At 68.1% G+C, this 16,666-nt stretch carries 16 protein-coding genes; 6 read left to right on the top strand and 10 right to left on the bottom strand.

Annotation, left to right across the window (positions count from 1 at the left end):
* Positions 1-102: 102 nt before the first annotated feature.
* From ACYVDN_RS01795 to ACYVDN_RS01785, 3 genes are read right to left on the bottom strand one after another with little or no spacing between them, the layout of a single operon-like run.
* Positions 103-474, bottom strand: coding sequence for a hypothetical protein (locus ACYVDN_RS01795; RefSeq protein WP_460567860.1), 372 nt, complete (start codon positions 472-474; stop codon positions 103-105).
* Positions 471-1,406: a tRNA pseudouridine synthase B gene (gene truB, locus ACYVDN_RS01790; RefSeq protein ID WP_460567858.1), complete on the bottom strand. Its 936-nt coding sequence runs from the start codon at positions 1,404-1,406 to the stop codon at positions 471-473. Before truB ends, ACYVDN_RS01795 begins: the two co-directional genes overlap by 4 nt.
* Positions 1,403-2,089, bottom strand: a complete 687-nt coding sequence (locus tag ACYVDN_RS01785; protein ID WP_460567857.1) for a TetR/AcrR family transcriptional regulator — start codon at positions 2,087-2,089, stop codon at positions 1,403-1,405. Before ACYVDN_RS01785 ends, truB begins: the two co-directional genes overlap by 4 nt.
* An 83-nt stretch (positions 2,090-2,172) precedes the next feature.
* Here ACYVDN_RS01785 and ACYVDN_RS01780 point away from each other — a divergent pair, with 83 nt between their 5' ends.
* Entirely contained in the window at positions 2,173-3,639 is a 1,467-nt protein-coding gene (locus tag ACYVDN_RS01780) for an efflux MFS transporter permease (protein ID WP_460567855.1), read from the top strand.
* A 50-nt stretch (positions 3,640-3,689) separates the two neighbouring features.
* Positions 3,690-4,685 carry a ketopantoate reductase family protein gene (locus ACYVDN_RS01775; protein ID WP_460567853.1) on the top strand — a complete coding sequence of 332 codons (996 nt, stop codon included), beginning with the start codon at positions 3,690-3,692 and terminating at the stop codon, positions 4,683-4,685.
* Positions 4,686-4,698: 13 nt separating this feature from the next.
* On the opposite strand, the gene ACYVDN_RS01770 is transcribed toward ACYVDN_RS01775, so the two are convergent.
* Positions 4,699-5,385, bottom strand: a complete 687-nt coding sequence (locus ACYVDN_RS01770; protein ID WP_460567851.1) for a nucleoside/nucleotide kinase family protein — start codon at positions 5,383-5,385, stop codon at positions 4,699-4,701.
* Between the two features lie 56 nt (positions 5,386-5,441).
* Here ACYVDN_RS01770 and ACYVDN_RS01765 point away from each other — a divergent pair, with 56 nt between their 5' ends.
* Positions 5,442-6,356, top strand: a complete 915-nt coding sequence (locus ACYVDN_RS01765) for an HhH-GPD family protein (protein WP_460567849.1) — start codon at positions 5,442-5,444, stop codon at positions 6,354-6,356.
* 27 nt (positions 6,357-6,383) lie between these two features.
* Here the strand turns inward: ACYVDN_RS01765 and ACYVDN_RS01760 are convergent, their stop codons facing one another.
* Positions 6,384-6,596 (bottom strand): hypothetical protein, encoded by a 213-nt coding sequence (locus tag ACYVDN_RS01760; RefSeq protein WP_460567847.1) that lies wholly within the window; start codon positions 6,594-6,596, stop codon positions 6,384-6,386.
* Between the two features lie 86 nt (positions 6,597-6,682).
* Here ACYVDN_RS01760 and ACYVDN_RS01755 point away from each other — a divergent pair, with 86 nt between their 5' ends.
* Positions 6,683-7,708 carry a helix-turn-helix domain-containing protein gene (locus ACYVDN_RS01755; RefSeq protein ID WP_460567845.1) on the top strand — a complete coding sequence of 342 codons (1,026 nt, stop codon included), beginning with the start codon at positions 6,683-6,685 and terminating at the stop codon, positions 7,706-7,708.
* A gap of 12 nt (positions 7,709-7,720) precedes the next feature.
* Entirely contained in the window at positions 7,721-8,665 is a 945-nt protein-coding gene (locus ACYVDN_RS01750; protein WP_460567843.1) for a J domain-containing protein, read from the top strand.
* Positions 8,666-8,804: 139 nt separating this feature from the next.
* Here ACYVDN_RS01750 and rbfA read toward each other — a convergent pair whose 3' ends face one another.
* The 5 genes from rbfA to ACYVDN_RS01725 form a co-directional block, all read right to left on the bottom strand.
* Entirely contained in the window at positions 8,805-9,242 is a 438-nt protein-coding gene (rbfA, locus tag ACYVDN_RS01745; protein ID WP_460567841.1) for a ribosome-binding factor A, read from the bottom strand.
* Between the two features lie 395 nt (positions 9,243-9,637).
* Positions 9,638-12,343, bottom strand: a complete 2,706-nt coding sequence (gene infB, locus ACYVDN_RS01740) for a translation initiation factor IF-2 (RefSeq protein ID WP_460567839.1) — start codon at positions 12,341-12,343, stop codon at positions 9,638-9,640.
* An 84-nt stretch (positions 12,344-12,427) separates the two neighbouring features.
* On the bottom strand, positions 12,428-12,664 hold the full coding sequence (locus ACYVDN_RS01735) for a YlxR family protein (protein ID WP_460572188.1): 237 nt from the start codon (positions 12,662-12,664) through the stop codon (positions 12,428-12,430).
* A gap of 280 nt (positions 12,665-12,944) precedes the next feature.
* Complete coding sequence (gene nusA, locus ACYVDN_RS01730; RefSeq protein ID WP_460567837.1) at positions 12,945-13,949, bottom strand: transcription termination/antitermination protein NusA; 1,005 nt, start codon at positions 13,947-13,949, stop codon at positions 12,945-12,947.
* Between the two features lie 181 nt (positions 13,950-14,130).
* Positions 14,131-15,174, bottom strand: a complete 1,044-nt coding sequence (locus ACYVDN_RS01725; protein ID WP_460567835.1) for an LOG family protein — start codon at positions 15,172-15,174, stop codon at positions 14,131-14,133.
* Between the two features lie 132 nt (positions 15,175-15,306).
* Here ACYVDN_RS01725 and ACYVDN_RS01720 point away from each other — a divergent pair, with 132 nt between their 5' ends.
* Positions 15,307-16,638 (top strand): flavin monoamine oxidase family protein, encoded by a 1,332-nt coding sequence (locus tag ACYVDN_RS01720; RefSeq protein ID WP_460567833.1) that lies wholly within the window; start codon positions 15,307-15,309, stop codon positions 16,636-16,638.
* The last annotated feature ends 28 nt before the right edge of the window (positions 16,639-16,666 follow it).

The following is a 16,666-nucleotide window of genomic DNA, read 5'->3' as shown; positions in this document are numbered from 1 at the left end:
TGCGGACGACGCCGCGCGCGCGGAATGATTCTCGGACATGTCACTCCATTATCGCTGCGCGCCGCGGATGACGGCGACGAGGCCCACGAGCGGCGATGGTGCTTAGGGGGTGCCCTGCACGAACCAGATCTGGCCCATGCGGTAGACCATGACAGCGATGGCCAGCCCGACGACGCCGAGCACCACGGTGCTCCACCTGGTGCGCTCGATGAGACTCCAGAACGCGCCGGCGACGGGCAGGATCAGCGCCGAGATCAGATAGATGTAGAACTCGCCGAGTGAGCCCGTCGGGTCGTTTCCGACCAGCGGCGCCACGATCGTGATGACCAGCTGGATGACGAGCAGCAGCTCGACGAGCGCGATGGCGCCGAGCGTCAGGTCGTTCGGGGGCCGGCCGATGAAGCCGACGACGAGACACAGGATGCCCGCCGCCAGCGCCACGAAAACCTGCACCGTGGTGAACCACTCGATCACCGGGCCTCCTCGTCTCGGTCGGCGACCGCGGTCTGCTCATCGGGGAAGTTCACGATCGTGCGTGCGACACCCTTGCGTACGGTGGCGAGGCCTACCAGGCGCCCGTCTGGCGCGACGGCAGCGGTCGTCTCTGCGTCGCCTGACTCGACCGGCACCTTCTTGCCGTGGCCCAGGTCGACCGCCTGTTCGCTGCTGAGTTCGAGCACGGGGAAGAGGGATGCCGCGGCGTGCGCGGGCGGGACGAGCGCGGCCGCCACGTCGAGGTCGTCGAGGGCGCGGGCATCCTCCACCTCGAACGGTCCGACCCTGGTGCGGCGGAGCGCCGTCAGGTGGCCGCCGCACCAGAGTGCGACCCCGAGGTCTCTCGCGAGGGCTCGCACGTAGGTTCCCGACGAGCACACCACGCGAACGTCCACGTCGAGCGCGACGTGCTCGTCGACCGTCACCTCGCGGGTGTCGAGCACCTCGAACACCGAGACGGTCACGGGCCGGGACTTCAGCTCGACCTGCTCACCCGCCCGAACCTTGGCGTAAGCGCGCTTGCCGTCGACCTTGATGGCCGACACGCTGCTCGGCACCTGCTCGATGTCTCCGGTGAGGTGCTCGATCGCCGCCGCCAGACGCTCCGGAGTGACGGCACCGATGCGGTCGACGGGTGCCCAGCCGAGGTTCTCGCCCTCTGCGTCGTCCGTCGTGGTCGAGGCGCCGAGTCGGATCGTCGCCAGGTACTCCTTGTCGGATCCGACGACATACGTGAGCAGTCTGGTCGAGGGGCCGAGACCCAGCACCAGCACTCCGGTTGCCATGGGGTCGAGCGTGCCCGCGTGCCCGACTTTGCGGGTGTTCGCCAGTCTGCGGGTGCGCGCGACGACGTCATGACTCGTCCACCCGGCCGGCTTGTCGACGACCAGGATGCCGTTCGGCGCGCTCACGCAGTGGTCCGCGCGCGGATCGCTTCTGCCGTCGACGCCGCGTCGGGCTGGCCGACAACCACATTCATCACGACATCGAGCTTGGTGCGGAACGTGTGCGCGAGCAACTCGGGAATGCACGCGTCGTCGGAGTCGTACTGCTCGAGCATCCGCATGGCGATGAGCGTGTTGAAGAGCATGCCGTGGGCGAGGAAGTCCACGATCAGGTCCGGTTCGAAGCCCGCTTCGTTGCGCAGCAGGGTGTAGAGCTCCATGAACCCGGCCCTGGACTTGGCGCCGATCGCCGGCTCATGGCCCGCCACGAACCCCTGCATGAGCGACATCAGGATGCCCCGGTCGACGATGAGATCCGCGTACGCAGCACCGAGGCGGGTCATCCGCGCCTCCAGGTCGTCGCCCGCCTCCTTCGACTCGGCCAGCGCAGCGCGGAACGCGTCGAGCAGCTTCTGGAGCGCGCGGCCCAGAACCTCGACGAAGAGATTCTCCTTGCTGCCGAACATGCGCACCACGTACGGCTGGCTGATGCCTGCTGCTTGCGCTACCTGGTCCGTGGTCGCACCGATGTAGCCGCGCTCGCCGAACACCTGGCTGGCCGCAGCGAGGATCTGCTCGCGGCGAACCGTCGCCGAGACGCGCTCCTGCGGCACCTTCGCCGGGTCGGTCGTCGTCTGTTCCGAAGTCACGCTTGACATGTTATCAGTCGATTACTAATGTCTCGTCTTGTAATCATTCGATTACATCAACTTCCTTCGATCTGGAGACGCTCATGACGATCGCAACCGCGCAGCGCAGGCGCGTGCCGACCTGGCTCGCCATCGTGGCGGCATCCCTCCCGATGTTCATGGCGACGCTCGACAACCTCGTTGTCACGAATGCCCTGCCGAAGATCGCTCAAGACCTCTCGGCCTCGATCGAGGAGCTGCAGTGGGTGGTCAACGCCTACAGCCTCTCGTTCGCCACGTTCATCCTGCTCTCGGTCGCGCTGGGCGATCGCTTCGGCAGACGCACGGTCTTCGTGATCGGCATCGCCTTGTTCACGCTGGCGAGCGCGGCGTCGGCACTGGCGACCTCGCCGGCCGAGCTCATCACGTTCCGAGCCATTCAGGGCGCGGGTGCCGCGGCGATCATGCCGCTCTCGCTGACGTTGCTGGCCGGATCGGTGAGCGAGCGGATGCGCCCGGCAGCCATCGGCATCTGGGGAGGCGTCTCCGGCCTCGGCGTCGCACTCGGCCCGCTCGTCGGCGGCGCCGTCGTGCAGGGCTGGAACTGGCAGGCCATCTTCTGGCTCAACGTTCCGTTCGGCATCATCGCGATCCCGCTCGTGCTCCTCACGCTGCCGAACTCGTTCGGCGCACGGCTTCGGGCCGACCTGCTCGGTGTGGTGCTCGTCGGTGTCGGGGTGTTCGCGGTCGTGTTCGGCATCGTTCGCGGCAACGACCTCGGCTGGGACAGCGGCGAGGTGCTGACCGCGCTGATCGGCGGCGGGGTGCTGCTGCTCGCATTCGTGTGGTGGGAGACCAGGGCGACAGCTCCCCTGCTGCCGCTGCGCCTCTTCCGCAACAGGAGCTTCTCGGTGGCGAACCTCGTCGGAGTGGCGTTCAGCTTCGGCATCTTCGGCGCGGTGTTCATCCTGATCCAGTTCCTGCAGGTCGTGCAGGGCCACACTCCCCTCGAGGCCGGCCTGATGACCATGCCGTGGACGCTCGCCCCGATGGTGATCGCGCCCCTCACCGGGGCCGTGCTGGTTCCGCTGTTCGGCACGCGGCTGCCGATCGTCGTCGGACTGGTGTTCCAGTCGGTCGCGATGTTCTGGGTCGCCGCGATCCTCGCCCCAGACACGTCGTTCGCCGCCATGGTTCCGCCCTTCCTGCTCGCCGGGATCGGCATGGGTCTGGTGTTCGCGCCCAGCTCGACCGCTGTGCTGGCCGGGTTCGGCGAACAGGATCACGCGAAGGCGTCCGGCACCAACGCGACCCTGCGCGAGATCGGCGTCGCGCTCGGCGTCGCCGTTCTCACCGCGGTGTTCACCGGTGCAGGCGGCACGCTGACCCCGACCGGATACGTGCACGCAGCCATCCCGGCCGTCGCCGTCGGAGCGTGGGTGCTGGCGGGCGCGGCGATCATCGCGCTGTTCCTTCCCATCGGTCGCACACCGCGCACCTCGACGCGCGAGGCGGTAGAAGCGGAGTCGACGACCGAGGCGGAGGTGATCGCCGGCGCACCCGTCGCCTGAGCGCGGACAGCGTGACATCCCGGGTCAGACCGTGACCATAGGCTGACCTGGTGCGCATCGGAATCATCGGAACCGGCGCGATCGGCGGCACCATTGCGGCGCTGCTCGATCGCGCCGGTCACGACGTGGAGGTCACGGCTCGTGGTGACGGCCTCGCCGCCATCCGGGAGAACGGCCTTCGGTTCGACGGCGCGTGGGGCGAGCACACCGCACGCGTCGCGGCGGCGGAGCGGCTCAGCCGCACGCCAGAGCTGGCGTTCGTGTGCACGAAGGCGCAGGATGCGGAATCCGCCCTGCGAGACAACGCAGAGCACCTGCACGGGATCACGGTGGTGATCGTGCAGAACGGCCTGGACGCGCTCGAGGTGGCGGGCGGCATCCTGACCGACTCGGACCTCGTCGGCGGACTCGCGCTCTACGCGGCTCAGTACGTCGAACCCGGCCACGTGACGGTCACCGCCACGGGCGGCACCTACCTCGGCGACGGAGCGGGCGAGCCGACGGACGCCGCCACTCGCGCGGCTGCCGTGCTCGGCGCAGTGATGCCGGCGGCCGCGGTCGGCAACTTCCTCGGCGCCCAGTGGTCGAAGCTCATCATCAACATGGTCAACGCCATGCCTGCCATCACGGGGCTGAGCGTGCAGGAGACGATCCGCGACCGGGCGCTCGGCCGCGTGGTCACCGCATCGATGCGCGAGGCGGTGCTCATCGGGATCGGCAGCGGCGTGCGGTACGAGAGCGTCCAGGGCCTCGGCAACGCGCTGCTGCGTGCCTTCGCCAAGCTTCCCCTCTGGGCGGCGCGTGCGCTGCCGCTGCTGATGGCCAGGCGCATGGGGTCCGTGCCCAACCTGGGATCGACGCTGCAGAGTCGACGTCGCGGACGGATGACCGAGATCGACTACCTCAACGGCGCCGTCGTTCGCGCCGCCACGGCGATCGACCGGCCAGCGCCCGTGAACGAGGCGATCGTCGCCACGGTGCACGAGCTCGAGCGCTCCGGCACGTTCCTGCCCCGCGAGGACGCCGCAGCCCTCCCCGTGCGCTGAGGCGGAGCCGCACTCAGAAGCAGGCGCAGCCGGTGTCTGGGTACTCCCGACGCGGATTCCACTGGTCCGACAGATCGACCACGACCGACGCCAGGAACTGAGGCTCCTCTTCGGCGCCGTACCGACGCCATCCGCCGACGTAGCGGGCGTTCGACGGTGCATCCGGGTCCGGGTCGCGTCCCTGGCCCGCCGCCAGCCGCGCGTACACCTCGGTCAACGGCACGTCGAGCAGCACCGAGTAGTTCCAGGCGCCCCGGATCGCGGGCCTGAGCAGGAACGGGCCGTCGACTACCAGCACCAGGTCAGCGGGACCGGTCGACCATGCCGAGACCACTGGCGCATTGCGGCGCACGTCGAACGCCGTCGTCTGAAAACCGGTCGAGCCCGCCATCTGGAACGGGCCGATGAGCACGCGTCTGAGGGTCTCGTAGTCGAACGAGCGCAGGTAGTAGTCGCCCGGATCGGCGGGGCCGCTGGCATGCCGTGTCTCACGGGGCAGGTGGAAATCACGCATGGATGCCCGCGCCGTCGCCGTGCCCGCTTCACGGAAGACAGCGGCGAGGTCATCCGCGAACTCGTCCGTTCCCGACCCCTCTGCACCATCGACGGCCACGATGACCCGACCGGCCGGGTAGTTGTGCACGATCTCGGCCCTCAGATCGCGGAGGAACGCGGTTCTCGGGGTGGTCGCCAGCTCCATGCCGCCAGTTTAAGGTGAGGGGCGCACGGCCACGCCGTGCCGACTACGCTGTGCGCATGCCCGCGGCGTCCATCAAGCACGACTCCCGCGCCTCGACGCCGGGCGACCTCGCCGTCACGCTGAACGCCTGGTTCCGGCGGGAGGCGCGAGACCTGCCGTGGCGACGCCCGGGATTCGGCGCCTGGGGCATCCTGGTCAGCGAGGTGATGCTGCAGCAGACACCCGTGGTTCGCGTCATCCCACGACTGCAGGAGTGGCTGGAGCGATGGCCGACGCCGAGTGCGCTGGCCTCAGAGCCGCCCGCCGAGGCGATCCGGGCGTGGTCCGGGCTGGGCTACCCGCGAAGGGCGCTGCGGCTGCACGCCTGCGCCGTCGCCATCACGGAGCGTCACGGCGGCATCGTGCCGAGTGACGTCGACGAGCTGCTCGCACTGCCGGGGATCGGCGACTACACGGCGCGAGCTGTCGCCGCCTTCGCGTACGGCAAACGGCACCCGGTCGTCGACACCAACGTGCGACGTGTGCTCGCACGGTGCGTCGACGGTCACGGTGAGCCTGCGCCGCCGAACACGCGACGAGACCTCGCCGCCATGAACGACGTGCTGCCCGCCGACGAGGCCGAGGCGAGGGTGTTCAACGCCGCAGCGATGGAGCTCGGCGCCGTCATCTGCACCGCGAGATCGCCTCGATGCGGCGAGTGCCCGGTGGCGGATGCCTGTGCCTGGCGCGCCTCCGGCCATCCGCCCTACCTGGGCGCGAGGCGTCAGACGCAGAAACGGTTCGAGGGCAGCGACAGGCAGGTGCGCGGCATCCTGCTGCGGGAGATCGGATCGACGCACCGACCGGTGGCCGCCGAGGAGCTCGTCGGACTGTGGTCGGACGAGGAGCAACGAGAGCGGGCCCTCGCCGGACTGCTGACCGACGGGCTGGCGGTCGCGGTGCCCGGCGGGTTCACGCTGCCGCACGCCTGATCGACGGCCTGCCGCTTCTGGCTACGGCTACTCCCACTCGGTGTGGTCCCGAACCGCCTGAAGGTCTCGATAGGCGCGCTCGTGGTCGCGGGTGACCGATCCGCCGCGATGCAGGATCTCGCGAGGAAACCACTTCCACAGGGCGAACGGACGGCGGCGGCGTTCCGGCTTCTGCACCCAGCCGTGCTCGATCCCTTGCAGAACCGGCAGGCCCGACGTGGATGCACTGTGCTGAGTCATGGCTTAGACGTTACGATCATGCAAATGCTGCCACCAGATGGCAGAGAGACTGTCTCCATAAAGATTCGGCCAGTAGACTTTCCGGCATGTTGCGCAGCGTGGCGGTGCCCGTGATCGACGGACTCGCCGTCTTCGAATTCGGCGTGCTCGGCGAGGTGTTCGGGCTCGATCGCTCCTATGCGAACCTGCCCAGGATCGACTTCAGGGTGTGCGGCATCGAGCCTGGCGTGCCGGTGACCACACCGGTCGGCGTCCAGGTGACACCGGAACTCGGGTTCGACGCGATGGACGACGCCGACGTCATCGCGTTGGCCGCAGAGCAGATCCGATCGGACGACGAGTATCCGCCAGAGCTGCTCGACGCTCTCCGCCGGGCATCCGATCGTGGCGCCATCCTGCTCAGCGCATGCTCCGGAGCGTTCATGCTCGGGGCGGCCGGACTGCTCGACGGGCGCCCGTGCACGACGCACTGGAGGTATGCGGAGGAGCTGCAGCGCAGGCATCCGACCGCGATCGTCGACCCCGATGTGCTCTTCGTCGACGACGGCGACCTCATCACGAGCGCGGGAACGGCCGCCGGCATCGACGCGTGCCTGCACCTCGTTCGCCGCGAGCTGGGCAGCGGCGTGGCGAACGTGATCGCCCGCAACATGGTGGTCCCGCCGCAGCGCGACGGCGGCCAGCGGCAGTACATCAACCGGCCGGTACCCGAGACCGACTGCGACGAGCTCGTCGACGTGCTCGCCTACCTCGATGCTCACCTCGACGAACAGCACTCGGTGACAGCACTCGCGAAGCTCGCCCACATGTCCACTCGCACGTTCGCCAGACGCTTCGTGGCGGAGACCGGCGTGACCCCGATGCAGTGGCTCACTGCCCAGCGTGTGCTGCACGCGCGACTGCTGTTGGAGACCACGGATGCCCCCATCGACGAGATCGCGGCGAGCTGCGGTTTCGGCAGCGCAACCCTGTTCCGCCACCACTTCACGCGCGACGTCGGCGTCGCTCCCACCGCGTACCGACGCTCCTTCGCGCTGAGTGACGGCCGCACGAATGCTGTGACTCCCACCACGGGCGCGGGCGGCGCACACGTGGATGCGCTCGCGGGTTAAGCTGTGCTTTCGATGCCAGACAGTCCGCTCTCCGCCTCGCCGTACGAGGTGCTCGGCGTGCAGGCGTCCGCCAGCCAGGACGAACTGCGTAAGGCCTATCGGCGGATGCTGCGCCAAGCCCACCCCGACACCGGCGGCTCGGCCGCACAGTTCGACGCGGTGCAGCGGGCATGGGCGGTGGTCGGAAGCCCGGACGCACGTGCCGCATACGACCGCGGGCACGGCGCCCAGGAGACCCCGCACACCTGGGCGCCCCAGCCCCCGAGGGCATCCCGCCAGGAGTCGAGGCCGCAGACACGCACGTACGGTCATCCTGGCGGATTCTCGCGCGAGCGATACCTCACGCTGATCAGGGAGTGGTCTGGCCGCGGTCGCGAGCTGGAGAACCCGTACGATCCTGCCCTCGTGCGCTCAGCACCGCGCGAGATCAAGCATGCCCTCGCCGACGCCATCGCCGAGGAGAACACGGCTCGGGCACTGTCGACGCTCGGCATCGGCTACACCGTGTGGCACGACGTGGATGCCACGGGCCGCGTCGCCGCCGCATCAGGACGCGTCGAGAAGATCGACCACGTGGTGCTGGGGCCGACCGGGCTCTTCGCCATCCAGTCCGAGGACTGGGCCGCACCCGTCATCGTCAGGCGCGGCGATCTCGTGCCGGAGGGTGAGGCGTCAGGGTTCGAGCGTCAGCCGTTGCACGAGCTCGCCGGGCGGGCGCGCACGCTCGGACGCGCCGCGGCGGTCAAGTTCGCCGTCGCAGCCGTCGTGCTGCCCGACGCCGATCTGGAGCAGCCGATCTACGTGGTCGGCAAGTCACGCGGAATCGCGCTCGTCGTCGTTCAAGCCTCGGTGCTCCCCCATGTTCTGCGCACCGGCATCGCCGACACACCCCGCCCGGACGGCACGGCGCTCTTCGAGCTGCGCACCCGCCTGCAGCAGGCTGTGCGCTTCGTCTGACCCACTCGCCGCGACGTCCCCACATCGATCCCTTCCGTCGAGCCACCACCGAAACGTCGAGCCACCACCGAATTCACGTGGATTCGGTGGTGGCTCGGCGGGTTAGTGGTGGCTCAGCGTGGGCCGAGCTGGTGGCGGGTTACTCGTACTCGTCGTCCTCGCGGGGCTTCACGTACGGGTCCTCCTCGCCGGCGTACTGAGCGGATGCCGCCAGCCCGGCGACCTGCTCGTCGCGCTCGTGCGCCTCGCGCAGTAGGCCCTCGATATGCTGCGCGTTCTCGGGAATCGCATCGGGGATGAACTCCAGCGACGGCGTCAGCCTCGTCGTGATGTTGCGGCCCACCTCGGTGCGGAGCATGCCCGTCGCCGCCTTCAACGCTGCGGCCGAGTCCTCGCGCTCCTTCTCCGTGCCGTACACCGTGTAGAACACGCTGGCGTGCTGCAGGTCGCCCGTCACCCGGACATCCGTGATGGTCACAAAGCCCATGCGCGGGTCGCGAAGACCCTTGTCGAGCCGCCTTGCGACGACCTCTTTGATGCGATCGGCGAGCTTGCGCGCTCGTGCCTCGTCAGCCATGGTTCTACCTCTTCCGGCTCTTCTACCGACTACTTCTCTTACCGCGCCCACGTATGCGCTCCGTCGGCGCTGGGTTCTCGTTCCGTCCGTCCTCTGTCCGGCCTCGTTCCGTCCGTCATTGCGCCATGTGCGCTCTATCGCGCCAACCAGGGTGGCGCAGCAGAGCGCACGTGGCGCTGGTGGTGTTCTGAGGCTAGACGGTCGGCAACCTTCGCGGGTTACGCGCGTGAATTGACGCGCTTCGCGCGCTGTGTTGCTTTACCGAGCCCCAGTCGGGGCGGCGGCGTGTACGGCGGCCCGCCGTGCGTGCCCGGCAGGGACGGGCACGCGAACAAACACGGACGGGCTCGGCGAGAGAACCGCGGGGGCCAGAAATGGCCCCCGCTCTCTGCGCGCTACGCGCGCGGTTTCTCTCGCATTTCGATGGTCTCGATCTCGTCGCCGATCTGGATGTCGTTGAACTTGCCGAGGCCGATACCGGCTTCGAAGTCCGTGCGAACCTCGGTGACGTCATCCTTGAAGCGACGCAGCGACTCGATCGCGAGGTTGTCGCCGACGACGACACCATCGCGGATGACGCGAGCCTTCGCGTTGCGCGTGATGGTACCGCTGCGAACGTAGACACCGGCGATGTTGCCGAACTTCGAGGAGCGGAAGATCTCGCGGATCTCTGCGACACCCGACTGCACCTCTTCGAACTCGGGCTTGAGCATGCCCTTGAGCGAGTTCTCGATGTCGTCGATGGCGTTGTAGATGACCGAGTAGAACCGCACGTCGATCCCCTCACGGGCCGCACGCTCGCGAGCCTTCACGTCGGGGCGCACGTTGAACCCGATGACGATCGCGTTGTCGATCGTCGCGAGGTCGATGTCGCTCTCGGTGATCGCACCCACACCACGGTGCAGGATGCGCAGCTGAACGCTGTCGTCCACCTCGATCTTCATCAGCGACTCCTCCAGCGCCTCGACGGCACCGGAGACATCGCCCTTGATGATGAGGTTGAGCGACTCGACCTTGCCCTCTTCAAGCGCACGCGTGAAGTCCTCGAGGCTGATGCGCTTGCGCGCCTTCGCCAGCTGGGCGTTCCGCTCCGCGGCCTCGCGCTTCTCGGCGATCTGACGCGCCGTGCGGTCTTCCTCGGTGACGAGGAAGGTATCGCCGGCACGCGGAACACTCGAGAGACCCTGCACCTGAACAGGACGAGACGGAAGCGCCTCATCCACGGCGTCGCCGTTCTCGTCCTGCATGGCGCGAACGCGACCATATGCCGTGCCCGCGACGATGGAGTCGCCGACGCGCAGGGTTCCGGACTGGATGAGCACGGTCGCGACAGCACCGCGGCCCTTGTCGAGCTTGGCCTCGATGGCCACACCGCGGGCATCCTTGTTCGGGTTCGCCCGCAGGTCGAGTCCGGCGTCCGCCGTGAGCAGCACGGCGTCGAGCAGGTCGGTGATGCCGATGTTCTCGCGAGCCGACACGTCGACGAAGATCGTCTCGCCGCCGTACTCCTCGGCGACCAGCCCGAACTCGGTGAGCTGCTGGCGCACCTTGGCGGGGTTGGCATCCGGCTTGTCGATCTTGTTCACCGCCACCACGATCGGCACGTCGGCCGCCTGGGCGTGGTTTAGCGCCTCGATCGTCTGCGGCATGATGCCGTCGTCGGCCGCCACAACGAGGATCGCGATGTCGGTCACCTGAGCACCACGGGCACGCATGGCGGTGAACGCCTCGTGACCAGGGGTGTCGATGAAGGTGATCGGACGCTCGTTGCCCTCGTGCACCGTCGTGATCTGGTACGCACCGATGTGCTGAGTGATGCCACCGGCCTCGCCCGCGACAACGTTCGTGTTGCGGATGGCGTCGAGCAGCCTCGTCTTACCGTGATCGACGTGACCCATGACGGTGACCACGGGCGGACGCGCCATGAGGTCTTCGTCGGTCTCGTCTTCGAGCTCGGCCTCGAGGTCGATGTCGAAGCCCTCCAGGAGCTCCTTGTCCTCGTCCTCCGGGGACACGATCTGGATCTTGTAACCCAGCTCGGCACCGAGCACCTCGAACGTCGCCTCGTCGAGCGACTCCGTGGCCGTCGCCATCTCACCGAGGTGGAACAGCACGGTCACGAGGTTGCCGGGGCTGGCGTCGATCTTGTCTGCGAAGTCGCTGATCGAGGCACCGCGACGCAGACGGATGACCGTGCTGCCGTCACCACGAGGAACGCTCACGCCGCCGATCGACGGCGCCTCGCGCATCTCGAATTCTTGCCGCTTCGTACGCTTCGACTTGCGGGCCTTGCTCTTGCCGCCACCGCGGCCGAACGCACCTGCCGTGCCACCGCCTGGGCCACGGCCACGGCCGCCACCACCTGCGGGACGCGGACCGCTGAAGCCACCGCCCGGGCGGTTGAAACCGCCGGCACCGGTACCTGCTCCTGCTCCTGCACCGCCTGGGCGCTGGAAACCGCCCGGACGGCCCCCTGCGCCACCCGGACGCGGACCACGCTGACCGGCACCTGCCGGACGGGGCCCGCCGGGTCGCGGCGAACCGGGACGCGGCGCCTGCGGACGCGGGATGTTGCCAGGGGTGGGGCGCTGGCCCATGCCCTGGGAGCTTGCGAACGGGTTGTTACCAGGACGCGGCGTACCCGCCGGACGCTGGCCCATGCCCTGCGAGCTCGAGAACGGGTTGTTACCAGGACGCGGCGTACCGGTCGGGCGCGGCCCTCCCGGACGCGGAGCGGCATCCGCCGGCTTCTCTTTCGGAGCCTCGGCACGCTCGGCAGGCTTCGCCTCGACCTTGGGTGCAGGAGCGGGCGCCGGCGCAGGCGGCTTCGGCGCTGCGGGTCTCGGCGCACCAGCCGGAACGGTCGCCGGAGTGCCGGCCTGCTTGGAGGCCGGTGTCGCCGCGGGCTTCGCCGGTGCGGCATCCGTCGGCTTCGCTCCGTCAGCAGCGAGGGCAGCCCTCAGCTTGCGGGCGACCGGCGGTTCGATGCTCGACGACGGTCCTTTGACGAACTCGCCGAGCTCTTTGAGCTTCGCGAGCGCGACCTTGCTGTCGACGCCCAGTTCGCTCGCGATCTCGTGTACGCGTGGTTTTGCAGCCACAATTCTCCTGTTCGGGGCTCGCCCGAGCAGGGGCAAGCCTTAGTGGTGGACGGGTCTCATTTCGAGCCGCTCATCAGTTGTCCATTAGCCATTCAGCCTGTTCTCTAGTGGCCGTGTGTCCAGCGGGCCGTCGACCCTCAGCGCACGCCCGAAGGCTCTGCGTTGGATCGCTTTCGTCAGACACTCGGAAGTCGGATGCAGCCACGCGCCACGCCCGGGCATCCGTGCAGACTCGTCCGCGACGAGTTGTGAATTTCGGGCTACAACCCTCAGAAGAGAGGATCGGGGAGCGCGAGAACGGCATCCGACGCACGTTCTCACAGCCACCAGCTTACCCCACTGGCCGCGCGCGCTTGCTCGGACGGCGGAACCATCGGTCGCGAAAACAGCAGGTGTCGCGCTCTCACCGCGAATACAGCAGCATGTCTGCTGTTGCGGGCGACGGTTGCTGTTCTCGCAGCACAAGAACCGACCGCGCAGCGCGCTATTCAGCCGTGTCGGGTTGGATGTCTGTGTTTTCCGGCTGCCGCGTCGGCTTCCTGAGGCTGCCGCATAGGCGATGCCACCGGAATCGCCCGGCTGCCGCCTTTCGCGAAGACCGCTATTCAGCCGTATCCGGCTGGATATCGATCTTCGCGCCCGTCAGCTTGGCGGCGAGGCGGGCGTTCTGACCCTCCTTGCCGATCGCGAGGGAGAGCTGGTAGTCGGGCACCAGGGCGCGAACGGCCTTCAGCGAGTCATCCACGACGAACGCCTTCGTCACCTTCGCAGGCGACAGGGCACTCGCGACGAACGTCGCAAGATCGGGCGAGTAGTCGACGATGTCGATCTTCTCGTTGTTCAGCTCTGCAGTGACGGAACGCACGCGCTGACCCAGCTCGCCGATGCAGGCGCCCTTCGCGTTCACTCCCGGTTGGTTCGCGCGCACGGCGATCTTGGTGCGGTGTCCGGCTTCACGTGCCAGCGACACGATCTCCACGACACCGCTCGCGATCTCGGGGACCTCGAGCGCGAACAGCTTGCGCACCAGCGCAGGGTGCGTGCGCGACACCGTGATCGACGGACCTTTCGGCCCCTTCGACACGCTCGTCACGTAGACCCTGATGCGCGATCCGTGCGTGTACTCCTCGCCGGGAACCTGTTCCTCCGGGGGAAGGATCGCCTCGACGCTGCCGAGATCGACGTGGATCATCCGCGGGTTCGGCCCCTGCTGGATCACGCCGGCGACGATGTCGCCCTCGCGGCCCTTGAACTCGCCGAGCACCGCGTCGTCCTGGATATCGCGCAGTCGCTGGTTGATCACCTGCTTCGCAGCGAACGCCGCGATGCGACCGAAGTCGCTCGGGCTGTCCTCGGACTCACCGAGCACGTTGCCCTCGTCGTCGAACTCGGGCACGTAGACCGTCACGTGGCCCGTCTTGCGGTCGAGGTGCACGCGGGCGGCGGGAGCCTCTTCGCTGTGACCGCGGTCGTGCCGATGCGACGCCTGGTCGGTGTGCTTGAGGTAGGCCGTCAGTATCGCCTGCTCGATGATCTCCACGAGTTCGTCGAACGGGATCTCCCGTTCACGCTCCATCAGGCGCAAGACGCTGAGGTCGATATCCACCTTCGGCCTCCCTATTCAGTTCGAGGATGTTTTCAGTTTCGTCACGCGAACGACGTTGCGCAGAGCGCAGAACGGCACCGCGATCACCATGAGATCAACAACCCAGCATACGTGAACAGGGCTGATGCGGTCACGACCCTGGCACCATTTCCTTGCGGATTCGGCTCCCGATCGACGCGAGTCACGCCGCCGACGGCAGCTCGTTGATCGCGCGGATGAGCCGGAACAGCTCGCCGACGCGGCGCTGGTCGAGCCGCAGCACGAGGCGGGGCAGCTCGAGCTTGTCGCCATCCTGACGTTCGGCCCGCAGCGGATCGGTGCGATGGATGCCCCCATCGGGCGACAACGCACCGAAGTCCTCGTTCAGCCGCATGACCTCCGCATCGGTCGGCTCGTACCGCAGCCGCAGCACGAGCCTGTCCCCCACCCAGCGCAGAGAGTCGTAGTTGCGCCAGAATCCGGTGATCTCGGTGACGGCCTCGGCGACGGAGTCCGTGATCAGCACACGATCGAAGTCGTCGGGCGAGATGACCCCGCTCGGAATGAGCTCCTCGTCGACGAACCGCCGCAGCCCTGCCCAGAACGTGCCCCCCGGACGATCGAGCAGCACGATAGGCGACGGCTCCGCCTTACCCGTCTGCTGCAGTGTGAGCAGCTCGAACATCTCGTCGAGGGTGCCGAAACCACCCGGCAGGCAGATGAAGCCGCTCGACTCCTTGACGAGCATGAGCTTGCGGGTGAAGAAGTACTTCATCGTGACCACATTCGGGTCATCCTGCACCGCCATGCTCGGCTTCTCTTCGAACGGCAGCCGGATCGACACTCCGAGCGAGCGCCCCGATCCCGCGCCCTCCATCGCTGCCTGCATGATGCCGGGGCCCGCGCCGGTCACGACCATCCAGCCCCGCTCGGCGAGCTCCGCCGTCGCAGCGCTCGCCTGTCGGTACAGGGCGTCCTGCTGTCGGGTGCGGGCTGACCCGAACACCGTGGCCTTGGGCACGCCGACGTAGGGCGCGAACAGCCGGAACGCGGCGCGCATCTCCTCGAGCGCGGCCGACGCGATCTTGAGGTCCAGACGGCCCGGCGCATCGGCACCGAGCCCGAGCGAGGTCTGCAGCATCAGTGCGACCAGATCGCGATCGGCATGGATGCCCGCCTCGGCGATCATCCGCCGGACCTCGGTGTCGAGGTCGAAGGCTCCTGGATCGATCGGGCTGTCGGACATGCTGTCAGGATGTCACGCCCGCCAGACGATGAGGCGACGGAGGGATGAACCGCAGGGCGGTATCGTTCCGGTACGTCGCCGCGCTCGAAGCGCGATCTACGCGGATCCGAGAGACACACGCTGGGGGAACTGGTGCAGAGGTTCGACACGATCATCGTCGGCGCAGGCATGTCCGGGGTGACGGCGGCGCGGATGCTCGCCGACTCCGGACAGCACGTCGTGGTGCTCGAGGCGCGCGACCGCGTCGGCGGACGCATGTGGACCGACCGCAGCGCAGGCTTCCCCGTCGATCTCGGGGCATCGTGGATCCACGGCATCGACGGCTCGGCCGTGTGGGACCTCGCTCGCGCGCTGGAGGTTCCGACCATCGAGTTCACGGTCGGCAGCTTCCAGGCTGGTGGGCGTCCGATCGCGAACTTCGACGACGACGGAGCACGAATGGATGCCGCCGCCACCGACCAGTGGATCGCCGACATGGCCACCGCCGACGAGGCCCTTCAGCGACTGGTCGCCACCATGCCTCACGGTGAGACCTATCTCGCCGCAACCGAGCAGGTGCTCGCCGGGATGCCGTGGGATGACGTGCGCATCGAGAACGTGCGCGAGTTCTTCCGCCACCGCGTCGAGGAGCAGTGCGGCGCCTGGATCGGCGACCTCGACGCGCACGGCCTCGACGAAGACCTCATCGACGGAGACGAGGTGATCTTCGGCAATGGATATGACGAACTCCCCCGCGCGATCGGCCGCAACCTCGACATCCGACTGCGCCAGGTGGTTCGCGCGGTGTCGTGGTCGCCTTCGGGGGTCACGATCACGACGGACGAGGAGTCCTTCGAGGCCGACCGCGCCGTCGTGACCGTTCCGCTCGGCGTGCTCAAGTCAGGGGCGATCTCGTTCGACCCGGACCTGCCGGACGACGTCGCCGAGCCGATCGAGAGGCTGGGCATGGGCGTCTTCAACAAGGTCTTCCTCGAGTTTCCCGAACGCTTCTGGGATGACGGCCTCTACGCGATCCGCCAGCTCGGCACGCCCGGCGAGCACTGGCACTCCTGGTACGACGTCTCAGCCGTGAGCGGCAGGCCGATGCTGCTGACCTTCGCCGCCGGCCCGTGGGGACGTGAGGTTCAGGAGTGGGAAGACGAGGCCGTCGTCGCCGACGTGGTCGACACTCTGCGCGGCATGTTCGGCGGGTCGGTTCCCGACCCGATCGCGCGCCGAGTCACGCGATGGGGTCAGGATCCGTACTCGGTCGGCTCGTACTCGTACGTCGCGACCGGTGCTTCGCACCACGACCACGACGCACTCGCCGGTCCTGTCGGAGGGGTGCTGCATCTCGCGGGGGAGGCGACGTGGGGCGACGAGCCTGCCACCGTCGAGGGTGCGTTCCGCTCCGGCCACAGGGCGGCGCAACGAATCCTGGGCCGGGATGTCGACCTGCAGGAGTTCTACTCGCGGCTCCGCTGAGGCCGAGCCGCCGCGACCTCTACCGGCG

The sequence above is a fragment of the Humibacter soli genome, assembly GCF_054779035.1.
This window is presented reverse-complemented; position numbering and strand designations above follow the sequence as displayed.

What these genes read in the sequence shown, in the direction of transcription:
- rbfA (WP_460567841.1), bottom strand. Translation starts at nt 9,242, where the DNA reads ATGGCTGACGAGGCACGAGCGCGCAAGCTCGCCGATCGCATCAAAGAG.
- ACYVDN_RS01755 (WP_460567845.1), top strand. Translation starts at nt 6,683, where the DNA reads ATGTTGCGCAGCGTGGCGGTGCCCGTGATCGACGGACTCGCCGTCTTC.
- ACYVDN_RS01725 (WP_460567835.1), bottom strand. Translation starts at nt 15,174, where the DNA reads ATGTCCGACAGCCCGATCGATCCAGGAGCCTTCGACCTCGACACCGAG.
- ACYVDN_RS01760 (WP_460567847.1), bottom strand. Translation starts at nt 6,596, where the DNA reads ATGACTCAGCACAGTGCATCCACGTCGGGCCTGCCGGTTCTGCAAGGG.
- ACYVDN_RS01750 (WP_460567843.1), top strand. Translation starts at nt 7,721, where the DNA reads ATGCCAGACAGTCCGCTCTCCGCCTCGCCGTACGAGGTGCTCGGCGTG.
- ACYVDN_RS01780 (WP_460567855.1), top strand. Translation starts at nt 2,173, where the DNA reads ATGACGATCGCAACCGCGCAGCGCAGGCGCGTGCCGACCTGGCTCGCC.
- ACYVDN_RS01770 (WP_460567851.1), bottom strand. Translation starts at nt 5,385, where the DNA reads ATGGAGCTGGCGACCACCCCGAGAACCGCGTTCCTCCGCGATCTGAGG.
- ACYVDN_RS01765 (WP_460567849.1), top strand. Translation starts at nt 5,442, where the DNA reads ATGCCCGCGGCGTCCATCAAGCACGACTCCCGCGCCTCGACGCCGGGC.